This window comes from Salinisphaera sp. Q1T1-3, from assembly GCF_003602005.1.
Lineage (GTDB): Bacteria > Pseudomonadota > Gammaproteobacteria > Nevskiales > Salinisphaeraceae > Salinisphaera.
Genome location: NZ_QZWD01000002.1, coordinates 28574 through 42544, shown reverse-complemented (window position 1 = coordinate 42544; position 13971 = coordinate 28574). Strand labels below are relative to the sequence as shown.

The following is a 13971-nucleotide window of genomic DNA, read 5'->3' as shown; positions in this document are numbered from 1 at the left end:
TCTCGGATCGCGTTGCCGTTATAGTGGCGCGCTGTTTGGAAGCTCACGGTCATTTGGATGCGCGCAGACGACGCCGACGACAATGCCCAGCCCCTGAGCCACTACGTCGGTGCCAGTCTCGACCGGTACTTCGAGTCGCTCAACGGCAGCGCGCCGCCCAACGATCTCTACCGCATGATTCTCGAGCAGGTGGAAAGACCGCTGCTCGAACGCGTGCTTGCCTACAACCGGGGCAACCAGTCGCGAGCGGCGGAGATGCTCGGTATCAATCGGGGCACGCTGCGCAAGAAACTGCGGACCTACAACCTCGATCAGTAGACCAGCGCGCGCCGGCCGATACCGCGCGCTGCCTCGCCCGAATCCCCTTCACCCAGCAGGAAACGCATGTCGCAGGGACACACCATCGCCCCGATTCGTCGCGCGCTCGTGAGCGTATCGGACAAGACCGGCGTGGCCGAGTTCGCCAAACAGCTCGTCGAAGACCACGGGGTGGAGATCCTGTCGACCGGTGGCACTGCGCGCGCGCTGCGCGAGGCCGGTGTGGCGGTTACCGATGTCTCGGCCCACACCGGCGCTCCGGAAATCATGGCCGGCCGGGTCAAGACGCTGCATCCGAAGATTCACGGCGGCATTCTCGGCCGCCGTGGTACCGACGATGCCGTCATGGCCGAACATGACATCGCCCCGATCGATCTGGTCGTGGTCAATCTCTATCCCTTCGAGCAGACCATCGCCAAACCCGGAACCGACCACGCGACAGCGGTCGAGACGATCGATATCGGTGGGCCGGCCATGCTGCGGGCAGCAGCCAAGAACCACGCGGATGTCACGCTGGTCGTCGACGGGGCCGATTACGAGACAGTGCTGGCCGATCTGGGTGCCCACGGCGGCACCCAGACGGCCACGCGCCGCCGCCTGGCGGCCAAGGGCTTCGCGCATACCGCCCATTACGACAGCGCGATCGCCAGCTATCTGCGCACGGAAGCGCCGGCAGGCGAGACGTCCGATGATCTGCCGGAACGCTATGCACCGGGCTTTGCCAAGCGCGCGGACCTGCGCTACGGCGAAAACCCGCATCAGCGGGCTGCCGTCTATGCGGGTAACACCAGCAGCGGCGTGAGTCTCGTCGATGCCCGTGTCGTCCAGGGCAAGGCACTGTCCTACAACAATCTCGCCGACGCCGACGCGGCGCTGGCCTGCGTGCGGGCCTTCGACCAGTCGCCGGCCTGCGTGATCGTCAAGCATGCCAACCCCTGCGGTGTGGCGGTCGCCCCGGATCTGACCGCGGCCTACAAGCGTGCGTTCGCGACCGACCCTGTGTCTTCGTTCGGCGGCATTCTGGCCTTCAACCGACATCTGGAGGCCGACACCGCCGAGGCCATCGTCGATAACCAGTTCGCCGAGGTCATCCTGGCGCCCTCCATTGCCGAAGATGCGCTGGCCGTGTTCGCACGCAAGAAGAACCTGCGCGTGCTGGCCATCGGCGAGTGGCAAACCGCGAGCGATGCCGAGCTGACGGTCAAACCCATTGCCGGTGGCCTGCTCGTCCAGGATGCCGACACCCAGCTACTGGACCGAAGTCAGCTGCAGGTCGCCTCGGAAAACGAACCGGACGGCACACAGTTCCAGGATCTGATGTTCGCCTGGCGCGTGGCCAAATTCGTCAAGTCCAATGCGATCGTCTATGCCCGGAACGGCGCAACCGTCGGCATCGGCGCCGGCCAGATGAGCCGCGTGGACTCGGCGCGCATCGCCCAGACCAAGGCCCAGGATGCCGGCCTCGACGTCGCCGGCTCGGTCATGGCCTCCGATGCGTTCTTTCCGTTTCGCGACGGTATCGATACGGCCGCCGCGGCCGGTGTAGCCGCGGTAATCCAGCCCGGCGGATCGATCCGTGACGAGGAAGTCATCGCGGCCGCCAACGAAGCCGGCATCGCCATGCTGTTTACCGGCATGCGCCACTTCCGCCACTAGGGCGTGTTGCATACCCAGCCTGTCTTTCGACAGCCGGGCACAGCCCAAGTCGGCCACGGGCGCGACCTGAGCGCGCGCAGACATCTCACGGCGCAGTGCTGACTCTTGCGGATCGCCTCCTCGCTTTCGGGAGGCGACCTCGGCCGACGACAGCCGCGTGCATGGGCGGCTCTGTCAGGCCGCCCGGTGCGTTTAGCCGGCGCGGGTGACGGTGATCACCACACGACGTGTATGCGGCGCGCTGCGATGCTCGTAAAGATAGATGCCCTGCCAGGTGCCCAGATTCAGCCGACCGTCGCTGACCGGCACGGTGAGATCCATGCTGGTCAGAATCGAGCGGATATGGCCTGACATATCGTCCGGACCTTCCATATCGTGCGCATACATCGGATCGCCGTCGCGGACCGTCGCCGACAGCCAGCGCTCCACGTCGCCACGCACGTCCGGGTCGGCGTTTTCGCAGATCATCAGCGAAGCCGAGGTGTGCTGGATGAAGACATGAGCCAGCCCGGCCTCGATACCGGACTCGCGCACCACGGCATCGACATCGCGCGTGATGTCGTCGGTGCCACGACCGGCGGTATTGAACGTCAGGGTCTTCTGCATGAAATCCTCTCCCGGAAGAACGTGCGAATGAAGCGCGGCCGACATCGGCCACCTGGGCACGAGCCCTTGTCGACCGGGGCCATGCGCGGCAACCGATTGCCGGCCATGGTACAGACGGGCCGCAAACGCACGGTACAAGCCGCCCGCCCGGGGGCCGGCCTTGTCAGGCCATCGCGTCCAGCTTGGCCACCAGACGCTGGTTGACGTCCTTGGGGTTGGCCTTGCCCTGCGAGGCTTTCATGACCTGGCCGACCAGAAAGCCGACGATCTTGGTCTTGCCGTCCAGATACTGCTGGACCTGATCCGGATTGTTGGCGATCGCCTCGTCGACCAGCGCCTCGATGGCGTCGGTGTCGGTGATCTGTTTCAACCCGCGGGCCTCGATGACCGCATCGGCGGTCTCGCCCTCGCCGGCCACGAGCGCATCGAAGACCTGCTTGGCGATCTTGCCGGAAATGGTGTCGTCGGCGATACGCGCCAACAGCCCACCCAGCTGATCGGCGCTGATCGGCGCCTCGTCGATCGTCGTGCCCGAACGATTGAGCTCGCCGGCCAACGATGTGGTGATCCAGTTGGCGGCCGGCTTGCCCTGGGTCGCCTTCTTGCCGCCGGCGGCTGCAACCGTGGCCTCGAAGTAATCGGCCCAGGCGCGGTCGCCGGTCAGCGCTGCGGCATCGGCCTCGCCGAGCGCGTACTCGGCAACGAAACGCGCGGCCTTGGCATCCGGCAGTTCGGGCATATCGGCCCGAATCGATTCGATGAACGCGGCATCGATCTCGACCGGCAACAGATCCGGATCGGGGAAATACCGATAGTCGTGGGCCTCTTCCTTGGACCGCATCGCGCGGGTCTCGCCGGAGTCCGGGTCGAACAGGCGCGTCTCCTGCACGATCGTGCCGCCCGACTCGAGCACGTCGATCTGTCGTTCGATCTCGTACTCGATGGCGCGCTCGAGAAACCGGAACGAGTTGACGTTCTTGGTCTCGGTCCGCGTGCCGAACTCCCGGGTGCCGGCCGGGCGCACCGAGACGTTGGCATCCACACGAAAACTGCCCTCGGCCATGTTGCCGTCGCAGATACCGAGATAACGGACCAGCGAATGCAGCTTGCGCGCGTAGGCCGCGGCTTCGGCCGCACTCGTGATCTCGGGTTCGGAAACACACTCGATGAGCGGCGTACCGGCCCGGTTGAGATCAATACCGGTCTCGCGATCGAAGGCTTCGTGCAGCGATTTGCCGGCGTCTTCCTCGAGATGCGCCCGCGTGATGCCGATACGCCGCGCACCGCCGGCCTCGGTCACGATATCCAGATGACCGCCGGCCACCGTGGGCAGGTCGTACTGGCTGATCTGATAGCCCTTGGGCAGATCCGGATAGAAATAATGCTTGCGCGCGAAGACCGACCGCGGCGCGATCTCGGCATCGATCGCCAGGCCGAAACGGGTGGCCATGCGCACGATCTCGGCGTTGATCACCGGCAACACGCCCGGCAGCGCGATGTCCACCGCATTGGCCTGCGTGTTCGGCGCCGCACCGTAAGCGGTCGGCGCACTCGAAAAGATCTTGCTCTGTGTCGCGAGCTGGATATGCACTTCCAGCCCGATGACGGTTTCCCAGTTCATGGCGCGCTCGTTCCTATTCGAAGCCCGGCGGGCGACGGGTATGCCAGTCGGTGACCTGCTGATAGGCGTGGGCCGCGTTGAGCAGCCGGCCCTCGGCGAACCAGGGCGCGATCAGCTGCAGGCCGACCGGCAGGCCGTTCGAGAATCCGGCCGGTACCGACATGCCCGGCACGCCGGCCAGGCTCGCCGGCAGCGTATAGACATCGTTGAGATACATGGCAACCGGGTCATCGGCTTTCTCGCCGATGGCAAAGGCCGGCGCCTGGGTGACCGGGGCCGCGATCAGGTCGACCTCGGCAAAGGCCTTATGGAAGTCGTCGGCAATCAGCCGTCGTGTCTTCTGCGCCTTCAGATAATAGGCATCGTAATAACCGGCGGACAGCACGTAGGCACCGATCATGATGCGCCGCTGGACCTCCGCCCCGAAGCCCTCGGCCCGCGAGCGGGTGTACAGATCCTCGAGATCGACCGGGTCGGCACAGCGATGGCCATAGCGCACGCCGTCGAAACGGGCCAGGTTGGACGAGGCCTCGGCCGGTGCAATCACGTAATACGTGGAGACCGCGAGATCGGTATGCGGCATGTCGATCTCGACCACGCGTGCGCCGAGTTTCTCGTACGTCGCGATCGCGGCATCGAGCACGTCACGGCTCTCGGCCTCCAGCCCATCGGCGAAATACTGCGTCGGCAGGCCGATGGTCAGCCCCGAGACATCGCCGTCCAGTTGCCCGGCATAGTCGGGCACCTCGCGTTCCACGCTGGTGGAATCACGCTCGTCGAAACCGGCCATCGCCCCGAGCACGTGTGCACAGTCCTCGGCCGATCGGGCAAAACAGCCGCCCTGATCGAGGCTGGAGGCGAAGGCGATCATGCCGTAGCGCGACACCCGGCCATAGGTCGGTTTGATGCCGGTCACACCACATAGCGCGGCCGGTTGACGGATCGAGCCGCCGGTGTCGGTGCCGGTGGCGGCCGGGGCCAGGCCGGCCGCCACCGCGGCGGCCGAGCCGCCGGACGAGCCGCCGGGGACGTGCGCGGCGTTCCAGGGGTTGCGCACCGGGCCGTAGAAACTGTTCTCGCTGGACGAGCCCATGGCGAATTCGTCCATGTTCGTCTTGCCCAGCATGACCATGCCGGCTTCGTCGAGCCGCTCGACCACGCCGGCATCGTAGGGCGCGATGAAGTTGTCGAGCATGCGCGAAGCACAGGAAGTGCGCACGCCCCGAGTGCAGAAAATGTCCTTCTGGAGCACCGGGATACCGGACAGCGCCGCGCCGACACCGTCGTCCAGCGCCGCAGCGCGATCGCGTGCGGCCTCGTCGGTACGCGTGATCAGGCTGTTCAGGCCGTCGTCGAAACGCGCGATGCGATCGAGGTAATGCGCCGTCAGCTCGGCGGCGGAGAATTCGCCGGTCGCCCGCGCAGCGATCAGCTCGGCGATGGAACGTTCGTGGATCATTCGATCACCTTGGGCACGCGATAGACACCGTCGGCCGTATCCGGCGCGATCGCCTGGAAGGCCTCGCGATCGACCGTGGCCTGCGCCACGTCCGGACGCAGGCGCGCGCTCAGATCCAGCGGATGGGACATGGGGGCGACGTCGTCGGTCTGCGCCGTGGCCAGATGATCGACCACGTCCAGAATGCTCGACAGCTCGGTGGCGTATTCGGCGACCTGGGTCTCGTCCAGCCCCAGACGGGCCAGATGAGCGACCTTTCGCACGTCGTCAGGAGTTAGACTCACGGATCGTCTCGCTACGTGGATTCGCTTGATTTTCAACGGCGGCCGGCACCGCGCCGGAATCGATCGGCGCGTTGGCGCAGCGGCGCAGAAACTAGCATAAAACAGACCGTGACCCCACGTTTCGCGCAGGGCCCGGCCGTTTGCTCGCGCTCGTTGCCGCGGCCTGTTCCGGTTGCTAGCATTGCCGGTCTTCGAGGGCACATACCGCTGGCCGATGTCCGGCATCGCGGCGGTGCGATATCTGCTTACGCTCGGTGAGCTTCATGCTGGAAAACTTCCGTGGCCTGTTCGTGAACGATCTGTCGATCGATCTCGGCACGGCCAATACGCTTGTCTATGCGCGCGACCAGGGCATCGTGTTGAACGAGCCCTCAGTGGTTGCCGTTCGCACCGATGCCCGCGGCGGCAAGCGGATCGAGGCGGTCGGCGCCGATGCCAAGCGCATGCTCGGCCGAACCCCGGCCCAGATCAGCACGATCCGTCCGCTCAAGGATGGGGTGATCGCCGATTTCACCGTCACCGAGAAGATGCTTCAGCACTTCATTCGGAAAGTGCATCAGAAGCGTTTCCTGCGGCCGATGACGCGGGTACTGGTCTGTGTGCCCTACGGCTCGACCCAGGTCGAGCGACGCGCGATTCGCGAATCGGCCTCGAACGCCGGCGCCCGTCGGGTCTATCTCGTCGAGGAGCCGGTGGCGGCTGCCATCGGCGCCGGCATCCCGATCTCCGAAGCCCGTGGGTCGATGGTCCTGGACATCGGGGGCGGCACCTCGGAAGTGGCGGTGATCTCGCTCAACGGCATCGTCTATGCCGAATCCGTGCGCACCGGCGGTGACAAGCTCGACGAGGCGATCGTCAACTACGTACGCCGACAGTACAACATGCTGATCGGCGAGACGACGGCGGAATCGATCAAGCATCAGATCGGCACGGCCTTCCCCGGTCACGAGATCAAGGAAATCGAGGTGGTCGGCCGCCACATGTCGGCGGGCGTGCCACGCAGCTTCACGTTGAACTCCAACGAAGTGCTGGACGCGCTGGCCGAGCCGCTGTCCAACATCACGAGCGCGGTCAAGCTGGCGCTGGAATCCACGCCGCCCGAACTCGGCTCGGATGTGGCCGAGCGCGGCATCGTGCTCACCGGCGGCGGTGCCCTGCTGGCCGATCTCGACAAACTGATCTCCGAGGAAACCGGCCTGCCGGTCATCGTCGCCGACGATCCGCTGACCTGCGTGGCCCGCGGTGGCGGTATTCTGCTCGAGATGATCGATCGCAAGTCGGGCGCGCTGTTCGCGTTGGAATAGGCCCGTTCGACCGTCGGTCGGCGCGCATGACCGATGTGTATTGTGATCGCTGGTTTGTTCTCGCCTACGTGCTCGCCGTGACTGCACTGATCCGTCCATCGCTTCGACTCGGCCCGCCGCGACTTCGTATCGCGGGAGGGTATTAGTGCTCGGTCTGTCCGACGACGACAAGCCGCGCGTCCTCGGCCGGCGCGTCGCGCCGGGACTGGCCATCGTGTTGATCGCGATCGCGTCCATCGGCGTGATGATGCTGGACAACAACAGCAATCGACTCGACCGGGTACGCGATGCGCTCTCGGTGGTCGTACAGCCGGTACAGATGGCCGCGGAATGGCCCGGCCGGGCGCTCGGCTATCTCGATCGCTATTTCAATCGCGGCGCCCTGATTCGCGAGAACGACCAGCTGCGTCAGAAGAACCTGCTTCTGCAGGGTCGCCTGCAGCGTCTGGCCGCACTCGAAGCCGAGAACGAGCGCATCCGCGCATTGCTGGCCTCGGCGAGCGCGCTCGACCAGAACGTACTCATCGCGCGCATCCTGTCGGTCAGCCCGGATCCCTATCGTCAGTACGTCAAACTCAACAAGGGCAGCACCGACGGCGTATTCGTCGGCCAGGCGCTGATCGATGCCCACGGCATCATGGGCCAGGTCACCAATGTCTCGCCGCTGTCCTCACGCGCGATTCTGATCTCCGACCCCAACAACGGCGTGCCGGTGGAGATCAATCGCACCGGGCTGCAGACGATCGCGCAGGGCACCGGCCATTCCGAGGAACTCACGCTGCCGTTTCTGCCCAACAACGCCGACGTGCAGGTCGGAGACCTGCTGGTCTCCTCCGGGCTGGGCGGTCGATATCCCGCCGATTATCCGGTCGCGCGGGTCACCGCGGTCAACCACCGGCCCGGCGGCGATTTTCTGGACGTGACCGCCGCACCCACGGCCGAGCTCGATCGCGGACGTGAGGCACTGCTGGTGTGGAGCACCCACCAGCAGAGCAGCGACACCGATGGGGCTGATGGGGCTGATCCGGCCGATTCCGAGACGTCGAGCGACGCCGACGATAACGACGCCGACGACACGCAATGATCGTCAACGCCCGCGTCAGTATTGTCCTGATGCTTGCAACACTCGTGGTCTCGTTGGTGCTGATGCTCGTGCCCCTGCCCACGTTGATTGCGCCGTTCCGGCCGGCCTTCTACACCATGACGGTGCTTTTCTGGGCGGCCAATCAGCCTCAGCGCTTCGGCCTGCTCGCGGCGTGGCTGGCCGGCGTGGTGATGGATATCCTCTACACCACGCCGCTTTCCGAGCACGGCCTGGCCATGGCGGTGGCGACCTATGCTCTCATCAAGGTGCGTGGCTGGCTCTGGACCATGCCGGTCGTTCAGCAGACACTGCTCATCGCCCCGATTCTCGTGGCCTACGAGTTCGTGCTGTTCTGGGTCGACGGTGTTGCTGGCCTGGACGTGGCCCCGTCATGGCGCTGGCTGCCGGTGATTTCGTCGACGCTGCTCTGGCCGGCCTGGGCGTATCTATTGGAACGGATTGCCGAATTTGAAGTCGAATGACGATGCGCGCCGCCCGGCTCGGCCCGGTACCGCGCACGGGAGCGGGCGCCCTGCCCGAATCGAGACGACGACATGAACGTCGCACGCACGCATTCAGCACGGGGATAGCGATTCATACCCATGGCCGGCGATGATGCCATCAAGAACCACGCAGCCGAGCGGCGGCTGTTCGTCATCCGTACGGTTGTCGCCTGTGGTCTGCTGACACTACTGATCGGGCTGCTGTTCGCCCGCATCTACTATCTGCAGGTCTACAAGCACGGCTATTACGAGACCCGGTCGCAGGACAATCGCATGCGCATGGCGGTGGTCCCGCCCGTGCGCGGTCTGATCTTCGATCGCGACGGCCAGCTGCTGGCCAACAATCGGCCTGCCTATCAGCTCGAAATCGTGCCCGAGCAGGTCAAGGGGACGGTCCGCCAGACCATCGACCGTCTGGGCCGGATCGTCGATATCTCGGATGCCGACCGGGAACGCTTCTTCTCGCGGCTGAACCAGACCCCGTCATTCCGGGGCACCCCGATCAAGCTCAGTCTGACCCAGGCCGAGGTCGCACGCTTCGAGGTCAACCGCGAACAGTTTCCCGGCGTGGATATCCGGGCCGGGCTGACGCGTCACTACCCGCTCGGCAAGTACGCGGCCCACATCGTCGGTTACGTCGGCGGCATCACCGAACGCGATCTGTCCAACGTGGATAAAAAACGTTATCGCGGCTCCTCGCATATCGGCAAATCCGGCGTGGAGCTGGCCTACGAGTCGGCTCTGCACGGTTATCCGGGCTCGCGCGTGGTCGAGACCAACGCCAGCGGCCGAGCCCTGCGCCAGCTCGACGAGACCCCGGCCAAGGCTGGCGACAGCCTGATTCTCACGCTGGACTCCGGCCTGCAGAAGGCCGCCTACAACGCCCTCGGCGACAAGGACGGCGCGGTCGTCGCACTCGATCCGCAGAACGGTGGCGTGCTGGCACTGGTCAGCAAACCCGGCTACAACCCGGACCTGTTCGTCGACGGCATCAGCCATGCCAACTACGCCAAGCTGATCAGCGATCCGCACAAGCCGCTCTACAATCGGGCGTTGCAGGGTCAGTACCCACCCGGCTCGACCATCAAGCCGGTAATGGCCATCGGGGCGCTGGAGACCGGGGTGATCGACCCCGATAAGAAAGTCTGGTGTCCGGGCTACATCACGCTGCCCGGCTCGGATCACCACTATCGCGACTGGAAGCGATCCGGCCAGGGCTGGATCAATCTCACCCAGGCGATCGAGCGCAGCTCGGATGTGTATTTCTACAAGCTGGGCATGAAGCTCGGCATCGACGATATCCATCGCTACGGCTCCATGTTCGGCCTCGGCCACAAGACCGGCATCGATCTGCCGCGCGAGAACGCGGGCATCATGCCGTCGCGGGAATGGAAGCGCGGCAACCGCGGCCAGCCCTGGTATCCGGGCGAGACCCTGATCACCGTCATCGGTCAGGGCTATACGACGAGCACGCCGCTGCAGCTGGCCTCCATGGTCTCGGAGATCGCCGAGCGCGGGCATGCCTATCGCCCGCATGTCCTCAAGGCGACCAAGAACCCGCAGAGCGGCGAGGTCACGCCCTACAAGCCGGAGGCGCTGCCCCCGATCCAGCTCAAGGACGAACGCCACTGGAACACCGTGATCAACGCGATGCGCGGCGTGATCGACAATCCGCACGGGACCGCGCATCACTATGTCGGCATGAATCTCAAATACCCGATCGCCGGCAAGTCGGGCAGCGCGCAGGTGGCCGGCCTGCCACAGAATGAGGTCGCACCCGATCTGGCCAGCATTCCCTACAAGCTTCGCGAGCATGCGCTGTTCATTGCCTTCGCGCCGATCGAGCATCCGAAGATCGCGGTGGCCGTTCTGGTCGAGCACGGCGGCGGCGGCTCGAGTGTGGCGGGTCCGATCGCGCGCGAGGTGATCGATCATTATCTCGACCAGCAGTCGCAGAACGACAGCCGCCAGGCCGACAACGCATCCGCTTCGCCATCGCAACAGGATTCATGAGCACCACGACCGCCAACGACGATCCATCGACACTGTCCGAGTGGCTGGTCTACTGGCGTATCGATCTGCCCCTGGCCGCTGCGCTGATCTGCGGCGGGCTGCTCGGTCTGTTCGTGCTCTACAGCGCCTCCGGCCGCTCGGACACGATCGTGTTCGATCAGGCGGTGCGCCTGGGCGTCGGTCTCGTGGGCATGGTCGTGCTGGCTCAGGTGCCGCCGCACTGGTATCGCGCTGCCGCGCCCTGGGTCTATCTGATCGGCGTCCTGCTGCTGCTGGCAACACTGTTCATCGGTGATGCCGCCATGGGCGCCAAGCGCTGGCTCGATCTCGGCGTGGTGCGATTCCAACCGTCGGAGATCTGCAAACTGGTCGTGCCATTGACCGTGGCGGCCTACTTCCATCATCGCTCCCTGCCACCACGGCTGTCCCACGTGCTGGTGGCCGGGCTGATCATGGCCCTGCCGGTCGCGCTCGTCGTCCAGCAGCCGGACCTCGGCACGGCGCTGCTGATCATCGCCGGCGGGGGCTTCGCTCTGTTCTTCGCCGGCCTGCGGTGGCGGATCATCGTGCTGCTGCTCATCCTGGGTGCCGCCGCGCTGCCGGTCATATGGTTCAACCTGCACGACTATCAGCAGCAGCGCGTGCTGACATTCCTCAATCCGGCACGTGATCCGTTGGGAACCGGGTATCACATCACGCAGTCGAAGATCGCGATCGGATCGGGCGGCCTGTTCGGCAAGGGCTGGCTCAACGGCACCCAGGCCCATCTGGACTTCCTGCCGGAAGCCGACACCGATTTCGTGTTTGCCGTCTATGCCGAGGAAACCGGGCTTTTCGGTGTGCTCGGGCTGATCGCCATCTATCTTTTCGTCGTGGCACGGGGGCTTTTCATCGCCGTCAAGAGTCAGGACACGTTCCAGCGTTTGACCGCCGCGAGCCTGTCTCTGACATTCTTCTTCTACGCCTTCGTCAACATGGGCATGGTCGCCGGTCTGCTGCCGGTGGTCGGGGTGCCGCTGCCGCTGATCTCGTTCGGTGGCACCTCCATGGTCATGTTGCTGGCGTCGTTCGGCATTCTGATGTCCATTCATACACACCGGAAACTGCTCGCCACATGACGATTCGTGCTCGATTGCTTGCCATGGCTGCGCTGACGGCCCCCCTCGCCACCGGCACCGCCCTGGCCGCCGATACGCCCAAGGGCGACTACGCCGACAGCCAGGCCGGCAAGGCGCTGATCGAAAAACTCCACAAGGAGGGCGGTATTCCGCGGGCGACCACACGCCAGCTCCTCGCCGATGCGACGTATCAGCCCGAAATCGTGGCCAAGATGGAACGGCCGGCCGAAAAGACCATGACATGGGGCCGTTATCGGCCGATTTTCGTGCAACCGGACCGGGCCCAGCAGGGCGCGGACTATATCGCTGCCCATCGCGACCTGTTCGCCCATGCCGAGGCCAAGTACGGCGTTTCGCGCTACATCGTGGCGGCCATTCTCGGCGTCGAAACCCGATATGGCCGCTTCATCGGCAAGGATCGCGTGCTCGATGCCCTGTCCACGCTGGCCTTCGATTATCCGCCCCGCAGCCCGTTCTTCACCAAGGAACTCGGCAAGTTCATCACCCTGTGCGTGCAGGAACACCTGGACTGTCGCAATGACGTCGGCTCGTATGCCGGTGCGATGGGGCTCGGCCAGTTCATGCCCTCGAGCTACGACGCGTACGCCGTGGATGGCAACAACGACGGCAAGCGCGATCTCTGGCACGAACCGGCTGACATCATCGATTCGGTGGCCAACTATCTGGCCAAGAACGGCTGGCAGCGCAGCGGCCCGATCGCTCAGCCGGCCCAGCTGCATGCCGAAGACGACATCGACGATATCCAGCCCAGCAAGCGCAAGACGCGCTACAGCTGGCAGCAGCTCGCCGATCGCGGCGTGCAGGTACAGGATCCGCCGGCGGCGGACACACGCGTCGGGCTTCTGGCCTTCAAGGGGCCCCACGACCAGCCCGAATACTGGCTGGCCGAACATAATTTCTTCGTCATCACGACCTACAACACCAGCCCCTTGTACGCGATGGCGGTCTACCAGCTCGGCCGCATGATCGAGTCCTTCGACGAATCGGGCCGCGATTCGTGAACGGGGCCGGACCGGATCGCCTGGCCCGGCGGCTGCTCGCCGCCCTGGCGAGCACGGGCCTGCTGTTCGCGGCGGGTTGTGCCCACCACCCGGCCGGTGGCGGTGGCGGCGCGGGCGGCGGCTATTACCAGGACGACGGCCCGCCGGACGACACCAACGTCGACATCGCCGCCATTCCCGATGCCGTGCCCAAGCATGAACCGCTGTCGAAATACGGCAACCCGAAAAGCTATACCGCGCTCGGCAAACGCTATTACGTGCTCAAGAGCGCGGCCGGCTTCACGCAGACCGGCCGTGCGAGCTGGTACGGCCGACAGTTTCACGGCGAGCGCACGTCGTCGGGCGAGCCGTACAACATGTTCTCCATGACCGCGGCCCACAAACGCCTGCCGATTCCGAGCTGGGTCCAGGTGACCAATCTCAACAACGGTCGTCAGATCGTGGTCAAGGTCAATGATCGCGGCCCGTTCCATGACGGCCGCATCATCGATTTGTCGTACGTGGCCGCCCGCAAACTCGGCATCGTCTCGCACGGCAGCGCGCCGGTACGCATTCGTACAGTCACGCCGGACGATTACAACAAGCACCGGATCGCCGCCAACGACACCGATGAACCGGACGCGCCGCTACGCTCGGCGGCCAACCCGCCACCGGACGGCGCCGCTTCGACCCAGCCCGCGACCACCGCATCATCCGTCGCCGATCGCGGCGGCCCGGCCTCGCCCTCGACCGTTCATCACAGCCGTGCGAACGGCGACATGCTCCAGATCGGCGCATTCAGTGGCCGTGGCAATGCCCAGGAACTCAAGTCACGTATCGAGGGGGACGGGTTCGGTCCGGTGGTGATTCTCGCCCCCACATCCCGGCTGGCGCTGTATCGTGTGCGCGTGGGCCCCTTCTCGACGCTTGCACACCGCGACGCGGTCGCGCGTCGGCTGGTTGCCGACGGCTATGCTGTCAGACGGGTGAAACGTTAGCCGCTG

The 13971-nt window shown here is 65.2% G+C and carries 13 protein-coding genes; 9 read left to right on the top strand and 4 right to left on the bottom strand.

Annotation, left to right across the window (positions count from 1 at the left end; translation table 11 throughout):
- Window positions 1-57 precede the first annotated feature (57 nt).
- Together fis and purH are read left to right on the top strand one after the other, a co-directional pair.
- Complete coding sequence (gene fis, locus D3260_RS02425) at window positions 58-318, top strand: DNA-binding transcriptional regulator Fis (RefSeq protein ID WP_120096974.1); 261 nt, start codon at window positions 58-60, stop codon at window positions 316-318.
- A gap of 66 nt (window positions 319-384) precedes the next feature.
- A complete protein-coding gene (purH, locus tag D3260_RS02420) occupies window positions 385-1974 on the top strand; it encodes a bifunctional phosphoribosylaminoimidazolecarboxamide formyltransferase/IMP cyclohydrolase (protein WP_233543923.1) in 1590 nt (529 codons plus the stop codon).
- 192 nt (window positions 1975-2166) lie between these two features.
- On the opposite strand, the gene D3260_RS02415 is transcribed toward purH, so the two are convergent.
- The 4 genes from D3260_RS02415 to gatC form a co-directional block, all read right to left on the bottom strand.
- Entirely contained in the window at window positions 2167-2580 is a 414-nt protein-coding gene (locus tag D3260_RS02415; RefSeq protein WP_120097225.1) for a secondary thiamine-phosphate synthase enzyme YjbQ, read from the bottom strand.
- Window positions 2581-2743: 163 nt separating this feature from the next.
- Entirely contained in the window at window positions 2744-4201 is a 1458-nt protein-coding gene (gene gatB / locus D3260_RS02410; RefSeq protein WP_120096973.1) for an Asp-tRNA(Asn)/Glu-tRNA(Gln) amidotransferase subunit GatB, read from the bottom strand.
- A gap of 13 nt (window positions 4202-4214) precedes the next feature.
- Window positions 4215-5657: an Asp-tRNA(Asn)/Glu-tRNA(Gln) amidotransferase subunit GatA gene (gene gatA, locus D3260_RS02405; RefSeq protein WP_120097224.1), complete on the bottom strand. Its 1443-nt coding sequence runs from the start codon at window positions 5655-5657 to the stop codon at window positions 4215-4217.
- Window positions 5657-5944, bottom strand: a complete 288-nt coding sequence (gene gatC / locus D3260_RS02400) for an Asp-tRNA(Asn)/Glu-tRNA(Gln) amidotransferase subunit GatC (RefSeq protein ID WP_120096972.1) — start codon at window positions 5942-5944, stop codon at window positions 5657-5659. The genes gatA and gatC overlap by 1 nt, the downstream gene beginning before the upstream one ends.
- 263 nt (window positions 5945-6207) lie before the next feature.
- Between gatC and D3260_RS02395 the strand changes: the two genes are divergently transcribed.
- The 7 genes from D3260_RS02395 to D3260_RS02365 all read left to right on the top strand — a co-directional run bounded on the left by D3260_RS02395 (window position 6208) and on the right by D3260_RS02365 (window position 13965).
- Window positions 6208-7248, top strand: coding sequence for a rod shape-determining protein (locus D3260_RS02395; RefSeq protein ID WP_120096971.1), 1041 nt, complete (start codon window positions 6208-6210; stop codon window positions 7246-7248).
- Between the two features lie 145 nt (window positions 7249-7393).
- Window positions 7394-8332, top strand: a complete 939-nt coding sequence (gene mreC / locus D3260_RS02390) for a rod shape-determining protein MreC (protein ID WP_120096970.1) — start codon at window positions 7394-7396, stop codon at window positions 8330-8332.
- Window positions 8329-8814 (top strand): rod shape-determining protein MreD, encoded by a 486-nt coding sequence (mreD, locus tag D3260_RS02385; RefSeq protein WP_120096969.1) that lies wholly within the window; start codon window positions 8329-8331, stop codon window positions 8812-8814. Before mreC ends, mreD begins: the two co-directional genes overlap by 4 nt.
- 120 nt (window positions 8815-8934) lie before the next feature.
- Entirely contained in the window at window positions 8935-10848 is a 1914-nt protein-coding gene (mrdA, locus tag D3260_RS02380; protein ID WP_120096968.1) for a penicillin-binding protein 2, read from the top strand.
- Window positions 10845-11966, top strand: coding sequence for a rod shape-determining protein RodA (gene rodA / locus D3260_RS02375; protein WP_120096967.1), 1122 nt, complete (start codon window positions 10845-10847; stop codon window positions 11964-11966). The genes mrdA and rodA overlap by 4 nt, the downstream gene beginning before the upstream one ends.
- Window positions 11963-12988: a lytic murein transglycosylase B gene (gene mltB / locus D3260_RS02370; protein ID WP_120096966.1), complete on the top strand. Its 1026-nt coding sequence runs from the start codon at window positions 11963-11965 to the stop codon at window positions 12986-12988. The genes rodA and mltB overlap by 4 nt, the downstream gene beginning before the upstream one ends.
- Window positions 12985-13965 carry a septal ring lytic transglycosylase RlpA family protein gene (locus tag D3260_RS02365; protein WP_120096965.1) on the top strand — a complete coding sequence of 327 codons (981 nt, stop codon included), beginning with the start codon at window positions 12985-12987 and terminating at the stop codon, window positions 13963-13965. The genes mltB and D3260_RS02365 overlap by 4 nt, the downstream gene beginning before the upstream one ends.
- The last annotated feature ends 6 nt before the right edge of the window (window positions 13966-13971 follow it).